The organism is Vibrio sp. V30_P3S12P165 (assembly GCF_009904905.1).
Taxonomy (GTDB): domain Bacteria; phylum Pseudomonadota; class Gammaproteobacteria; order Enterobacterales; family Vibrionaceae; genus Vibrio; species Vibrio fujianensis.
This window is the reverse complement of sequence record NZ_WXWH01000037.1, coordinates 1-14,724: the sequence shown is the minus strand read 5'-3', so window position 1 is coordinate 14,724 and position 14,724 is coordinate 1. Positions and strand designations below refer to the sequence as shown.

Genomic DNA, 14,724 nt, shown 5'->3' with positions numbered 1-14,724 from the left:
GCTTCTCAGGTAGAATAACTACATTTCAAAGCCTCTGCCTTGTATAAAGAAGCCACAAACTGCTGCAAAAATCAGCTCGAAAGATAAACAGACCCTAGTTAACTCTTCAGTTTTAGATGGTTCGAATATATCTCTTTAATGGCTTAGTAAGATGAGTCCACTAGGTAAGGTATCACCAAAGATTCGTTTTGATTCGCTTATAGAGAGTTCCCCAATATGATCGATTAAATTGAGCCATGATACGGGTGTTTTACTCTGTGTCAGCTTCGTTATAACTTTTTGGCGAATATCATCATTGATATCCAACGTTCTATCGCCTGTTTTTCGGCAAATCATGACACAAGCAAAGGCAGCCATCGGTTCCGCTTGCCAGTCTTGCTCAAGTAGCTGAGGTAGCCATGGTTCCACTTGCTCCCTTGGAATTACCGTATGTTGGCTACCATAAAGTGGTGTTCGAGAGGCTAATCTTCCTACCGCCCACCAATGAGCTTGTGAAAATGGGTGCTGGTGGCAAGCTTTACTTAAAAACCAATCTGCCAATAGTCTCTTATCTTCAACCTCTAAGTGCTCAAGAGACGCCGCAAGGCGAACCATGGCTTCGTATCCCATCTCTTGCCCGGCCTTCATGGTTTGTGGGTTTTTTGCTGCGCCCGGATGAAGATATTTAGCAATATCTGCTAGAATGGTTTCCTGTTGCTCTTGGTTGAGCCCTCCGGCGATACGACGCCAGAACACCCACCAATCACTCCAACCTTGATGATTTTGAAATTGAATACCTTGTTGATAAAGTCCCCACACTTGTTCGATGCGCCATGCATCCGTTGCAGCACCGAAACCCGGACGGAGGGTAAAACCTGCTAAGCGCAACCAATTTTTCTCATGTTGTTCTGATCGACGGCGACGTTTACGTCCTTGCGCCAAGGTATCAAATAGATGGCGCAAGGTTATGAAATCCCATTCATCGCGCTTGCCTAACCTTTTTTCGAGTGTTTTAGTTAGAGTTTTTATCTCCTTTCCATCGTCACTATTTTTTTTATTGCCACTGTAAAGACGTGATATCAGCGCTTGACACTCGGTTAAATGAGTTGAACTTGCTGGTGGTTTTGTGTCTTGTGTTTTTTGGTTACGCACCTCAAACTCTAAAGCCCAGCGTTTTTGATCATCGTCAAGGCTAACACATTCCATTTTTAACGTACCGACCTCGGTTAATTGGCAGGCGAGTTGAACGGCCACTCGCTCTTTTTGGTTTGCTTTTAATTCTGCGCCGTCACTTTCTAAAGTAACAATATAGGGAGGGAGAGGGGAAAACATATCCGGATCAATCTTAACCATAACGCCATTGTTAACCGCTGTTTTTTGCGCTAGCGTGTCATGAGTTGAAGTAAGTAAGTTAAAGCGTACCGGCTCGCCAAGGGTTAATGAAAATTGTCGGCCCGTTAAACGGATTTCTTGTCCTTCTTCTGTCCCTTTGGCTAGAAGACACAACGCATTACCCATTTTGTTTTTTTCTGGTAGATGAAGAAAATAAGAGCGAGCCGCTCCGCCGCCAATTTTAAGTTGTGCCCCGCGGCGAGCTTTTGCAAAGGCGACTGCACCAAGGGCTACTGACCAATCAGGATGTGGGTTATCGAGCAAGGTAATGGGTGCTTTTCGCCAATGTTCTAATAACTGGATCAGGCGATTGGTGATTAAATCGCTATTGAAAAGCCCACCATTTAATAACAGGCCAACAGGGATGGCAGGCTGGGTACTCTCTTGCTGATGCAACGCTGAGAGAGCGACAGACTGATGCTGATGGAGAAATTCGGCAAGGTGTTTACTGATTGCAGGATCGGCAACATAAGGAAGCCCAAACTCAACCACCGCCCGTCGTCGTTTGTCCGGACGTTGTGAAAAATCGCTTAAGGGAAAAAAACCATCTAAAGCAATATCGAGAACTTCTTGTTGAGTTAAGCTAATTTTTCTTGTACCGCCTAGTAGTTTTGAACCACTGCCAAGCATGGTGATGTTCGCGACTTCCGGAGCATTGGTGGCTAACAAGTTTTCCTTGGCCTGACGGGTTTGCTGGATGAGTTTAGTTAAGTTTGCCGCATTTAATTTCTGGTGTTGGTTCAATTGTTGTTCTGCCAAGTGCGCTAAAGCTAGATCAAGGTTATCACCTCCGAGCATCAAGTGTTCTCCGACACCGATACGATTGAGTGTTAATTCATCTTGTTGAAACTGTGCCTCAATCAAGCTTAAATCTGTTGTCCCCCCTCCCACATCACAGACTAAGATAAGTGGTAGCGTTTTTAGCTCTTGGAAGGCCGTTTTTTGGTGTCTGGCGTACCAGTCGTAGCAAACCGCCTGGGGTTCTTCCAATAGTTGGATTTTGTTTAGCCCAGCTAGCGCAGCCGCTTCTATGGTGAATTTTCGAGCGGTTTCATCGAAAGAGGCAGGTACTGTGATGATGACTTCTTGATTTTCTAATCGATCACTCGGATGGCGATAGTTCCAAGCTTGACGGATATGATTTAGGTAACTGGCACTGGCAATAATAGGGGAGACTTTCTCGACATCATTGCCCGCAGCCCAGGGTAATATGTCAGCAGTTTGATCAACGGTGGGATGAGATAACCAACTTTTCGCGCTTGCGACTTGACGTCCGGCAACTTTTGAACCTAACTCTCGGGCCCACTCACCGATAATGACTTGTTCAATGTCGCCGGTTACCGCTTGATGATCCCAAGGGAGTGTGAGATCTGAGCTGGCAACTTGCCCTTGTGCGGGATGATAACGAAAAGAAGGAAGTAACGGTTTGCGGACGACTTCACCGGGCCCCACCAATTGATCAACAGGAAACAAGGTGATTTCAGATTGTGACAAGTTGTCAGTAATTTCACAGAAAGCGACGACAGTATTGGTTGTACCCAAATCAATGCCGACCAAAAAGCGAGGAGAGCCCATAAGACATACCTTTCATCAGTTAAACAACGACATGGGTGAAGATGCCGTATTTCCCAGTTCGACTGATGTTCAAAATATGGCCAAAATTGGTATGCCCCAATCACGCTATCGGTGATGTGGGGCAACTTATCAACGATGCCAATCGTTAAGCATCAAGTCATATGGGAAGGGGTTATTTTAGTGTTGAGTTGGAGAATGATTCTCTTCACGGACATTAAACTCAACATGCCATTTTTGACCATTATCGGCAGCGATGGCTTCTAAATAGAGTGTGCCTAATTCAGTCACTCGAGCCGCAAGTGTTACAGGCACAATATCACCTTCACGACGACCTTCCGATACGGGAAGCGTCACTTGAATTTCTGGTAATTCTGTTAATTCACCGTCACTCCAGTAATCAAGATGTGTTCCGGCCTTATCTTCTCGGCGTACAGTTGAACCAAAAAATTGGAAATTAACCGGTTGACCAATGACTAAACCAAATGGTTGGCTCGCCATATCAACATTAGATCCTTCTTCCATACCGAAAGGCGCTATGCAAACGGCTTCGACAGGGGGAGCCATGCCTGGGATGGCTGGCATGGCACTTTCGATCCCCACATAGTAACTAGAAGCGATGCCTCCACGGATACGCACTCCTTGTCCTTGACGTACCCGACCATAATAAGCGGCACCACAAGCGACTGCGAGATCAAGATCGACGCCGGTTAAGCGTTTGGTCACCGGTGCATTAGCAGCGGTTAACCAGTGATTAATCGTTTGTTCAAGACGGTCTGCTAATAGTGCAGATTTCAGCACTCCACCATTGAATAACAAGGCACTAGGCTTGATAAAATTATGAATTGGATCCGTTGGTTGGTTCTCCATCCCTGGGATACTGCCCATAAATGGAGCAAATTCATCAGTAAGACCGGTTTGAGATTCGCTTTGTGCCGTCGCTTGTTTAGATAAAAAAGCCGCAATATGACGCGTGATCCCTGCATCCTGTGCATAGGGAAGGCCCATTTGAGTTAATGCACCACGGTTTCGTTGTTGTGGGTGTTGATCAATCGTTACCGTAGGAAAAAAACCTTCAACTAAGGTTTGTTGCACCTCTTGCTGAGTTAATTCGGTTTTCAAGGTTGCCCCAAGTAGTTTAGAACCCCGGCTAGGTACGATGATAGGAACCGACGCTAGGTCAGGATCATTGAGTAACGCCTCTTTTGCATCTCGACAAGCATGGGTCATGGCTTGAACTTGCCAAGGTTGTAATTCTTTCCCTTCTTTTGCTAGCTTGATTTTTAAACAGTAGGCGAGGGCAAGATCCATATTATCGCCACCGAGTAGAATATGTTCACCGACCGCGATGCGTTTTAAGGCTAGGTTACCGGCATCTTCAGTGACTTCAACCAAAGATAGATCCGTGGTTCCACCACCGATATCGACCACGAGGACTACGTCACCAACACTCACTTGCTGACGCCATTGATCGTGACTGTTATCAATCCAATGATAGAGGGCAGCTTGAGGCTCTTCTAACAACGTGAGATGAGCAAAACCGACATTTTTGGCCGCTTCTGCGGTTAAATCGCGTGCCGCCGGATCAAACGAGGCCGGTACTGTGATGGTCACCTCTTGCTCTGCCAAGGGGGCACTAGGATGGGCGTGATTCCAAGCGGCTTGTAAATGTTCAAGGTAGCACTCAGTTGCCTTGAGGGGAGATACTTTTTCTACTTCTTCAGGGCTCGCGACGGGTAAGAAAGCATCACGACGGTTGACCCCTGCATGACATAACCAAGATTTCGCACTCGTCACCAACCGAATTGGGGTTTTCGCTCCAAGATGACGGGCAATAGCACCGACTAAAGCGCTTGGTTCATTTGTCCATGGTAGTACGCGAGCAGATGCATTCATTTCATGTTCATGAGGCTGATAGAGAAAAGAAGCCAATTGTTGGCGCGTTTCTACCGTTCCTGGTGCCGTGAGCTGCGGAATAGGCATCACTTGCACACCCGCTTGTTCATCTTGAGTATCAACGTATGACATCACACAATGCGTTGTGCCTAAGTCAATTCCCACACTAAATTTTGCGTTGGTTTTATTCGTTGGTGAGGCCATTGGGTTCATTATAGCTCCACCTCAGCTGGGGTAATGATAGAGACATCATGATGTTGAGCTAATTGCGGCAGGTGCATGGCTGTTGCTTTCCAGCCTTTATGGATCAGGGTACCTGTAAAAGGTGCATGACCAGTTACATTTCCGATTAAGCGAATCGATTGAGGGTTAAATCCCTCTTCAATAGTCACGCGTGTTTCTTCTGCTTCTGAGCAGATCGGCTCAAGAGTAAGGTATTCGTTGAGGACTTTTTGACCGCCAGAGTGAATCACTCGAGCTGCAGCGCCAACCTCTTCATCGGAGAAATGGGTTAAATCTTCTTGCAAAAAGTCAATGAGACGAGCTTCTTGTTGCATAATAGAGAGTAATTGCATGGCAGAATCGGTCGCAGCGGTCGCTAATTTAGATTGGACTTCAACGACTTTTTCAATCACTTTCTCCACTTCAACAATCTTTTCAACCTCAATAATTTTTTCGACGGGTTTCTCTATTTCAACAATCTTTTCAATGGGTTTTTCAATTACTTTTTCTACTATCTTAGACTTTCTGCTGAGAGAGAAAAGCAATAGAAAAAGCGTGGATGCTGCTAGGCCAGCATGGAACATATCGAATGTGCTGGGAATCATAGTTAAATCGAAGTTCATGATGAATTCTCGGTCGTTTGGTCAATGAATAAAAGCCATTAAGCTGGGTCATTAACGGTCAGAATGCGTTAGAAAATTAGGGCTAATATTACCATATTCAAGTCGCAAGGCATGGATAAATAGCAAGGTGGGCTAACTTTTGCCTGCGTTTGATTGATTTTTGATCATCTAAGCAGGCTTATGACGAGGATTACGGGCTACAGGTAATAGAGAGCATCGAATTTTTTTTCATTATTCGGTAGGATGCCATTTTTGTATCAGTGTATAAGACAATCAAAACTGAGAGATGGGGCGATGAATTATAACCGAGTTGTGTGTTTTGACTTAGAAATGTGCTGTTGGAGTGACAATGGCGTCGGCACAACAGGCGAAATCATTGAGATAGGTTTAGCAGAGATTGATCTGAGAGCAAATCAGATAGTGAAACGAGCGCAATATTATGTAAAGCCAGAGCACGATGAAATATCTGCATTTTGTGCTGAATTAACAGGTATTACGCCACGAAAAATTGCCAAGCAAGGTCGTCCATTAGCCAACGTGTTGCAATCTATGGTAAAAAATTTTGGCGGCAACAATAAAATCTATGCTTGTTGGGGAAGGGATGATCGAATTTTGTCTCAAGAGTGTCAAAGCAAAGGGTTAGTGATGCCTTTTCAAGAATGCTTAAACTTAGCAACTCTTTACCGCATTCAACATCGGATGAAAGACCAACGCATCGGACATCGGGCCGCTCAAGAATTAAAAGGCATTGACTGGGAAGGCCGACAACACTCTGGATACGTTGATGCATATAATCTTGCCAAGTTGGCACTAACCATGCTTTAAGTACGGATGACTAGCGGGTTACAGGGGGCTCAACCACCAGTAATTTTGCACGGATAAATTGGCTGTGATCAACGTAAAGCAGTTCTGCAGTTTTGCGAATTACGGCCTCTTCTAGCGGATCAATTTCACCATCACTATGAGCGACTTCCCACATCGCTTTAATCAATTCGAAACGCGTTGCTTGATTTAAACTGCGTAATTGAGAAGTAAATTCATACAATGATGCCGATTGACGAACCTGTTGTTCCGATCGCGTCACTAATCGTTGCGCTTCCTCTTGATCAATACCCAACAGCCGTTCCAATAAAGTTAATTTGGCTTGCCGTTCTGTAGGACTGATTTGGTGATCGGCTCCGGCAACTTCACTGAGTAAACAAGCGATGGCAAAGTTAGGGTTCACCGTTTGTTGGCTAAGATCTTGTCCATCAAGTAGTTGCTTAAACAGGGAGGTGATTGCGTTAAACATAGCTTTTCTGCTTTAATATTGTTTCATCGATTAGAGAGCGTTATTGGGATTTTGTTCCCTTTTTTCAAGCCGAAAGTAAAAGCAAGAAAGGGCATTGATGATTTTTAGAGTTGTTCACTAATCATTTCAATAAATTCGGCGCTGGTCAGTTCATGAGCAGCAAGAAGCATTGCGACCAAAGCTTCAATTTTCTCTCTTTGGCCACTCTCTCCACGAAAAATTTGTGCTAGTTGGTAGCGGATAAGGTCAATTTCATGTTCAACAAAACCTCGTCCTTCTTCTTCCCCTTCGTTTTCTTGTGGGGCGTTGTCAAATTGTAAAAATAGCAGCTCATCATCCAGTTGAGTGCCGACTAACTGTTCTGGCAGCCAAGATTCACCCATCACAATGTCTGGGTCAATATCGCTAGGAATATCATTTAATCGTTGTTTGAGTTCAGAAGCTTTCACAATTTTTTCTAGTTAGTCATGCTTATGGCTATTTTAGCGGTCATTGGTCAAGAAAACTAAGTTTTCTATCATCAATCAGACATGATAGGCGAAATAATCAACAACCCCTAGGTCTTTATTGACAATTTTATGTTGGCTAAGGCCATGATACGGCTTGAACGTTAAAGATGTGAGTAAGCGTCTCACGCATCAAGAAGTGGCTAAATATCGATAAAACGTGAGAGGGGATAGCTTCATCCCCCTCTACTGGTATGCTGAGTTAAAGTACCATTTCAGCTAACTGAGCTTTGGCTGACGCAATGCCCTGCGTGGCAGAATCTTCTCCCATGTTGAGAGCTTCTGCGTAAGCGAACTGGACATCAGTGATGCCAATAAAGCCCAAGATCGTCTTTAGATAAGGGGTAACATGATCGGTATTACCATCTTTATGGATGCCACCACGGGTGGTGATCACCACGACTTTTTTGCCGGTGATTAATCCTTGCACTCCCGATTCGGTATATTTAAACGTCACCCCGGCACGAGCAATCAAGTCAAACCAATTTTTGAGCTGTGTTGGAATGGTAAAGTTATACATGGGAGCCGCAATGACAATTGTTTCGGCAGCGTTGATTTCAGCAATCAAAGTGTCAGATAACGTCACGACGTTTTGCTGTTCTTGAGATAAATCTTCTGTAGCGCGTAGTGCGGTGGCGACAGAAAAATCCAGCACAGGGAGAGGCTCTGCTGCTAAATCGCGAATCAGCACTTCATTAGCTTTAAATTGGCTTAAATAAGTATCCAGTAATTTGCTTGATTGAGAATATTCACCAAGGATGCTGGATTTTAGCGCAAGTATACGAGACATATTTTTTTCCTTTTCTGTTCTATTTTGTTTCAATGAGTTGACGAGGCAAAGGTCAACGAATCGATAACGCAAGATTAAGCCTGACGCTTGGATAACATAAGCGGGCAAATTTGCTTAACTTATTCAAAATTTTTGAAGGTAAAATCTCGTGATTTATACCTAACAGCAAATGTAGATGGTCAGGTCACTTGCTGACAACTCTGTGATACAATTCGTTCAGTTTTATAGATAAATAAGAATAGGTAATGCTTTGACTCAGTCACAGCCTCACTCAATAGCGCCAAGCGACGCAAAAGCAAATAGCGCTAAATCACTGCAACAAGCCCTTAAACAATGTTTAATTAAAGATCGTTTTCGATTGAATAAACGGATTACTGGCGCGAGTAAAATTGCTAAAGAATCAGCCCGTCATGCTGTCTTTGATCAGATAGCATTAGACATCGCCCGCTCTATGTTGGTCGTTCAGCAGCGCATGGAGCAAGAGGTGACAATTGATTATCCTGAACAGTTACCGGTTAGTCAAAAACGTGATGAAATAGCGAAAGCTATCGCTGACCATCAAGTGGTGATTGTTGCGGGGGAAACTGGATCGGGTAAAACCACTCAGTTACCTAAAATTTGTGCCGAACTTGGGCGTGGAAAATATGGGTTAATCGGTCATACTCAGCCACGCCGCTTAGCGGCTCGTTCGGTGGCAACTCGAATTGCCCAAGAGATGGCAACTGAGTTGGGTGGTTTTGTTGGCTATAAAGTCCGATTTAACGATCAAATCTCTGAACAGACACAGATTAAACTAATGACTGACGGTATTTTGTTGGCGGAAATTCAGCATGACCGTTATCTCAATCAGTACGACACCATTATTATTGATGAAGCCCATGAGCGTAGTTTAAATATTGATTTCATTCTTGGCTATCTCAAACAACTGTTACCGCGTCGTCCAGATTTAAAAGTGATCATTACTTCAGCAACCATTGATCCGGAACGCTTCTCTAAGCATTTTTCTAATGCTCCTATCATTGAAGTTTCTGGTCGTACTTATCCTGTTGAGACGCGTTATCGACCTTTAGCTGGTGATGAGGATAGCGACCGTGATCAACTGGAAAGTATCTTTGATGCGGTTGATGAACTGTGTGCCGAAGGCTTGGGCGATATTTTGATCTTCATGAACGGAGAGCGGGAGATTCGTGATACGGCTGATGCTCTTTCCAAACGTAACTTACGAGATACGGAAATTGTACCTTTGTACGCTCGTTTATCCGCTGGAGAACAGAATAAAATTTTTCAGCCACACAGTGGGCGACGTATTGTGCTCGCCACCAATGTGGCGGAAACTTCGCTAACCGTTCCCGGGATTAAATATGTCATTGACCCAGGGACGGCAAGGATCAGTCGTTATAGTTATCGGACCAAGGTGCAACGTTTACCGATTGAGCCGATTTCTCAAGCCAGTGCGAATCAACGAAAAGGCCGTTGTGGGCGTGTAGAAGCGGGGATTTGTATCCGCCTTTATTCAGAAGAGGATTTTCTATCTCGTCCAGAATTTACCGATCCTGAAATTCTGCGAACTAACCTCGCTTCGGTTATCTTACAAATGACTGCGCTTGGATTAGGTGATATTGAAGCATTTCCTTTCGTTGAAGCGCCCGATAAACGCAATATTCAAGATGGCGTTCGTCTATTAGAAGAATTAGGCGCGATCAACAGCGAAGTCACCGATCCGAAGAAACGTTTAACTGAAATGGGGCGTAAGCTTGCCCGTCTGCCGATTGATCCTCGTTTGGCTAGAATGGTACTTGAAGCGCCGCGATTAGGTTGTTTGAAAGAGTTAATGGTCATCGCATCAGCGTTATCTATTCAAGACCCGCGTGAGCGGCCGAGTGACAAACAGCAAGCTTCCGATGAAAAACATCGTCGTTTTTTTGATGAAGAATCCGATTTTTTAACCTTAGTGAATGTATGGAACTACCTGCAACAGCAACAAAAATCCTTAAGCAGTAATCAGTTCCGTCGTCAGTGTAAGCAAGATTATCTCAATTACTTACGAGTTCGAGAGTGGCAAGATGTTTATTTCCAAATCCACCAAGCCATGCGAGAAATGGGCTATAAACTCAACGATGAGCCGGGGAATTACCAAGCAGTACACAGCGCAATTTTAGTCGGTTTATTGTCTCATATCGGAAGTAAGGACGCAGAAAAACATGACTACCAAGGGGCGCGTAATGCTCGCTTCCATATTTTTCCTGCATCAGGATTGTTTAAAAAACAACCCAAATGGGTGATGAGCGCAGAATTGGTTGAAACCTCTAAGCTGTGGGCAAGAATTGTGGCGAAAATTCAGCCAGAATGGATTGAGCCGTTAGCAAAACATTTGATCAAACGTAGCTATAGCGAACCCCATTGGTCGAAAAAACAAGCGGCCGTGATGGCTTATGAAAAAGTTATGCTGTATGGGATTCCCATTGTGGCGAAGCGGTTGGTCAACTATGGCAATATTGATGCGACTTTAAGTCGTGAAATATTTATCCGCAGTGCGCTCGTTGAAGGGGATTGGGAAACAAAACATGCGTTTTTCAAACAAAACCGCTCACTGTTATTGGAAGTTGAGGAGTTAGAACATAAATCTCGTCGCCGAGATATTTTGGTTGATGATGAAGAGCTGTTTCAGTTTTATGATCAGCGAGTTGGAACGGAAGTGGTTTCTGGACGACATTTTGATGCGTGGTGGAAAAAGGCTCGTCAAACTCAGCCAGATTTACTCAACTTTGAAAAAGAGATGCTTTTTAAAGGAGATGCTAGCCACATTACCGAGCTCGATTATCCTAATTTTTGGTATCAAAATGGTATTAAATTAAAACTCAGTTATCAGTTTGAGCCTGGTGAGGATAGCGATGGGGTGACGGTTCATATCCCACTTCCGATCCTCAACCAAATTGAGTCGACGGGTTTTGACTGGCAAATTCCGGGATTACGCCACGAATTGGTGGTAAGTTTAATTAAGTCACTACCTAAAACGCTGCGTAAAAACTTTGTCCCCGCCCCCAATTATACCGACGCATTTTTGGCGCGAGTCACGCCAATGGAGTTGCCATTACTCGACGCGCTAGAAAAAGAACTGCGTCGGATGACCGGGGTGGCGATTCAGCGCGAAGACTGGAATTGGGCGCAAGTGCCAGACCATCTTAAAGTGACTTATCGAGTGGTCGATCATCGCCATCGCAAATTAAATGAGAGCAAAGATTTATATGCACTTAAAGAGGCTTTAAAAGAGCAAGTGCAGCAAACTCTTTCACAAGTTGCCGACGACGAGATTGAGCAGAAAAATTTACATACTTGGTCATTCGGTGAGTTACCCAAGGTTTATCAACAAAAACGAGGCGGCTTTGATGTTAAAGCTTACCCCGCATTGGTGGATAATAAAGAGAGCATCGAGATTAAGTTGTTCGAAACAGAGTATGAGCAGCAGTGTGCTATGCAAGCGGGGCAGCGGCGCTTAATTTTACTCAATGTGCCTTCACCAATAAAATATTTGCATGCGAACTTACCCAATAAATCCAAATTGGGATTGTATTTTAATCCTTATGGCAAAGTATTAGATTTGATTGACGATTGCATTGCTTGCGGGGTTGATAAACTGATAGAAGAGCAAGGCGGGCTCGTTTGGCAACCAGAAGCATTTGAGGCATTAAAAGAGCACGTTCGTGCTGAATTAGGTGATACCGTTGTCGCGATTGCTCAACAAGTTGAAACGATTTTAACCACGGCTTATAACATTAATAAACGCCTTAAAGGGAAAATCGATTTTACTATGGCATTTGCGCTATCTGATATCAAAGCGCAAATGGAAAGCCTCATTTTTAAAGGCTTTGCGACCGAGAGTGGTTACCAACGGTTGCCGGATATTTTACGTTACATGAAAGCCATTGAGCGGCGGATGGAAAAATTACCCATTGACCCGAATAAAGATCGGCTGCATATGTTGAAGATAGAATCGGTAACAAATAACTATAAAGCATTGCTGAATAAAATACCCAAAGGGCAGGCTGTTCCTGATGCTGTGAAAGATATTCGTTGGATGATTGAAGAATTGAGAGTGAGCTATTTTGCTCAGCAATTGGGGACGCCTTACCCCATTTCTGACAAGAGGATCATGCAGGCGATTGACGCTTGTTAATGAGGGTTTAGTCAGAAATTTAGTGACCCGATAAGCTCGCTGCTTGAGGTCCCTTAGGGATGACTCTATAATTTCTGAAAAGTGGTATACCTGCTAACTATCAATGACGGCACTGTTAATGGATACAGCAGTGGTTATTTTTAGTGGTGGGGAAAAAAGAGGCTTGCATAATGCGGTCTTCTAATGATGAAAAGGTTTATTATGAAAAAAACTCTTCTTGCACTGGCGTTGATCGGTGCATCTTCAACAGCAATGGCTGATGCGTTGGTTTACGGTGGGGCGTCTGTGGGGCAATCAGATTATCGTGGGGAATCAAGTACGGCTTATAATGTGCATGTCGGTACTGGTATCTTGCCTTTTTTTGCGGTTGAAGGTGGGTATAGTGATTTTGGCGAATTCAAAATTAATGGCGTTGATACTTCGGCAACGACAATGTATGCGGCATTAAAACCGAGCATAGATTTTGGTCCTTTGCATGTCTATGCACGCGGTGGTATCCACTCTTGGAAAACCGAAATTGGCGGAAGCAAAGATGACGATGGTTTCGATATCATGTATGGTGTTGGCGCAGAATATTTCATTATGGGGCCTTTTTCTATCGGCGCTGGCTATCACCGTTATACCCTTGATAAACATGATGTTAAGGTACTTTCTTTCAACGCGACATTCCATTTCCTATAAAAAATTGGCTTAACATAATCTTAAACCTCACCTTTATTTTTGCCGAATGATGGTGGGGTTTATTGTTGAATGCCCCCGTCGTCTATTCGGCTCGTTTATTTTGTTATGTCAGCCAGTGATGAAAAGCGACTCGTGACCAGTGAGAAATAATATAGTCAATTAAGGCTTGAGTTCTTTCTGGTAGAAAACGCCGTTGAGGATGTAATAAATAGACATCAGAACCTTCCATTTGCCAATCAGCAAGTAATGGTATTAATTTACCTTGATGCAGTTCTTGAGTTATTAACCCTTTGGGCAGGCGAGCAATGCCCATATTTAAAAATGCCGCATTGACAATGGTGTCCAGCTCCTCTGACAGGGCAAGATCATGAACGTTTTTTGCGCAATGCGAGGTTAAGTTTGACCTGACGTGCGGGCTGTGATCTTATGCTCCTTTTTTAAGGTGTTGCCATGAATATTAATACCATCAAAGAGCACTTCAGCATCATCCGTGACGAACGGCAAAGCGCAAAAGTTGACTACCCTCTGTTTGATATTTTGTTTGGTTCAATCTGCGCCGTGATAGCCGGTGGTCAAGGCTGGACCGACATTCGTGAATATGTTCTTGGTCACCATGAGTGGTTTCTTAAACAGGGGCTGTTTGAAAACGGCGTGCCTGTTGACGATACCTTTGCTCGTCTGATCGCAGGTATTGACCCTGCCGAGTTTCGCGACTGTTTCCTGGGCTGGATGAATGCGGTACATACCTTGACGTGTGGTGAGGTGGTTGCCATTGATGGCAAGACTTTGCGCGGCTCCTACGATAGAGATGACAGACAAAGCACCATCCATATGGTGAGCGCCTACGCGAGTGCCAACCAACTGGTATTGGGCCAACTCAAAACTGACAATAAGAGCAATGAAATCACCGCAATTCCGGAATTGATTAAGATGCTCGACTTGCGCGGAGCCCTCGTGACGATTGATGCGATGGCCTGCCAGATCAAAATTGCCAAGGTAATTACCAACAAAGGCGGTGATTACTTGTTGGCAGTAAAGGGGAACCAAGGCAAGTTGTCGGCAGCCGTACAGGCCGCCTTCGCCCCACACCGTCGTGCTCCGATTGAAAAAAACACCTATCACATCGAGAAACAGAAAGGCCGTGTTGAAGCACGAACTTGCCATGTACTCAAGGCCTGCGAGTTGGAGGGTGACTTCTCTACGTGGAGCCGACTAAGCAGTATAGTCATGGTTGAAAATTACCGAGCCGCAAAAGGCAAAGCACCAGTGTTGGAGTACCGCTACTACATAAGTTCAGCTGACCTGACTCCGGAGCAAGCTGGAAATGCTATTCGAGCCCACTGGGGCATTGAGTCAATGCATTGGATTTTAGATGTGAGCATGCGGGAAGATGCTTGTCAGATTTACCGAGAAAACGCAGCTGAAAACTTGGCAGGGTTAAGACACATGGCGCTTAACATGCTAAGAGCTGAGCCAACCAAAATTAGTGTGCCAATGAAGCAGAAGCGTTGCATGATGAACCCCGGCTTCTTGGAGCAAGTCTTGTTAGCTGGATTTAAGTTGGCGGCTAAATTCTAACCATTCATGCGGACGCCCTG

The 14,724-nt window shown here is 44.4% G+C and carries 10 protein-coding genes and 1 pseudogene; 4 read left to right on the top strand and 7 right to left on the bottom strand.

Going from position 1 to position 14,724, the window contains the following annotated elements; genetic code table 11:
• Window positions 1-135: 135 nt before the first annotated feature.
• The 3 genes from CAG57_RS08200 to CAG57_RS08190 all read right to left on the bottom strand — a co-directional run bounded on the left by CAG57_RS08200 (window position 136) and on the right by CAG57_RS08190 (window position 5,684).
• On the bottom strand, window positions 136-2,946 hold the full coding sequence (locus tag CAG57_RS08200; RefSeq protein ID WP_161426989.1) for an Hsp70 family protein: 2,811 nt from the start codon (window positions 2,944-2,946) through the stop codon (window positions 136-138).
• A 177-nt stretch (window positions 2,947-3,123) separates the two neighbouring features.
• Window positions 3,124-5,052 (bottom strand): Hsp70 family protein, encoded by a 1,929-nt coding sequence (locus tag CAG57_RS08195; RefSeq protein ID WP_161426988.1) that lies wholly within the window; start codon window positions 5,050-5,052, stop codon window positions 3,124-3,126.
• Window positions 5,052-5,684, bottom strand: a complete 633-nt coding sequence (locus tag CAG57_RS08190) for a DUF2760 domain-containing protein (RefSeq protein ID WP_161426987.1) — start codon at window positions 5,682-5,684, stop codon at window positions 5,052-5,054. Before CAG57_RS08190 ends, CAG57_RS08195 begins: the two co-directional genes overlap by 1 nt.
• 294 nt (window positions 5,685-5,978) lie before the next feature.
• On the opposite strand from CAG57_RS08190, the gene CAG57_RS08185 reads away from it, so the two are divergent.
• Complete coding sequence (locus CAG57_RS08185; RefSeq protein WP_099612483.1) at window positions 5,979-6,509, top strand: 3'-5' exonuclease; 531 nt, start codon at window positions 5,979-5,981, stop codon at window positions 6,507-6,509.
• A 10-nt stretch (window positions 6,510-6,519) separates the two neighbouring features.
• On the opposite strand, the gene CAG57_RS08180 is transcribed toward CAG57_RS08185, so the two are convergent.
• The 3 genes from CAG57_RS08180 to CAG57_RS08170 form a co-directional block, all read right to left on the bottom strand.
• Complete coding sequence (locus tag CAG57_RS08180; RefSeq protein ID WP_099612482.1) at window positions 6,520-6,975, bottom strand: tellurite resistance TerB family protein; 456 nt, start codon at window positions 6,973-6,975, stop codon at window positions 6,520-6,522.
• A 104-nt stretch (window positions 6,976-7,079) separates the two neighbouring features.
• Entirely contained in the window at window positions 7,080-7,424 is a 345-nt protein-coding gene (locus tag CAG57_RS08175) for a hypothetical protein (RefSeq protein ID WP_161426986.1), read from the bottom strand.
• Window positions 7,425-7,683: 259 nt separating this feature from the next.
• Window positions 7,684-8,271, bottom strand: a complete 588-nt coding sequence (locus CAG57_RS08170; RefSeq protein ID WP_161426985.1) for an FMN-dependent NADH-azoreductase — start codon at window positions 8,269-8,271, stop codon at window positions 7,684-7,686.
• Between the two features lie 250 nt (window positions 8,272-8,521).
• On the opposite strand from CAG57_RS08170, the gene hrpA reads away from it, so the two are divergent.
• The gene (gene hrpA, locus CAG57_RS08165) at window positions 8,522-12,445 is read left to right on the top strand and encodes an ATP-dependent RNA helicase HrpA (protein ID WP_161431071.1); all 3,924 of its coding nucleotides are present in this window, start codon (window positions 8,522-8,524) and stop codon (window positions 12,443-12,445) included.
• Window positions 12,446-12,646: 201 nt separating this feature from the next.
• Window positions 12,647-13,126, top strand: coding sequence for an outer membrane beta-barrel protein (locus CAG57_RS08160; protein ID WP_161431073.1), 480 nt, complete (start codon window positions 12,647-12,649; stop codon window positions 13,124-13,126).
• A gap of 103 nt (window positions 13,127-13,229) precedes the next feature.
• On the opposite strand, the pseudogene CAG57_RS08155 reads toward CAG57_RS08160, so the two are convergent.
• Window positions 13,230-13,481 (bottom strand): annotated as a pseudogene (locus CAG57_RS08155) (LysR substrate-binding domain-containing protein); the annotation flags it as partial.
• A gap of 95 nt (window positions 13,482-13,576) precedes the next feature.
• Here CAG57_RS08155 and CAG57_RS08150 point away from each other — a divergent pair.
• Complete coding sequence (locus tag CAG57_RS08150) at window positions 13,577-14,704, top strand: ISAs1 family transposase (RefSeq protein WP_161426925.1); 1,128 nt, start codon at window positions 13,577-13,579, stop codon at window positions 14,702-14,704.
• Window positions 14,705-14,724: the final 20 nt, after the last annotated feature.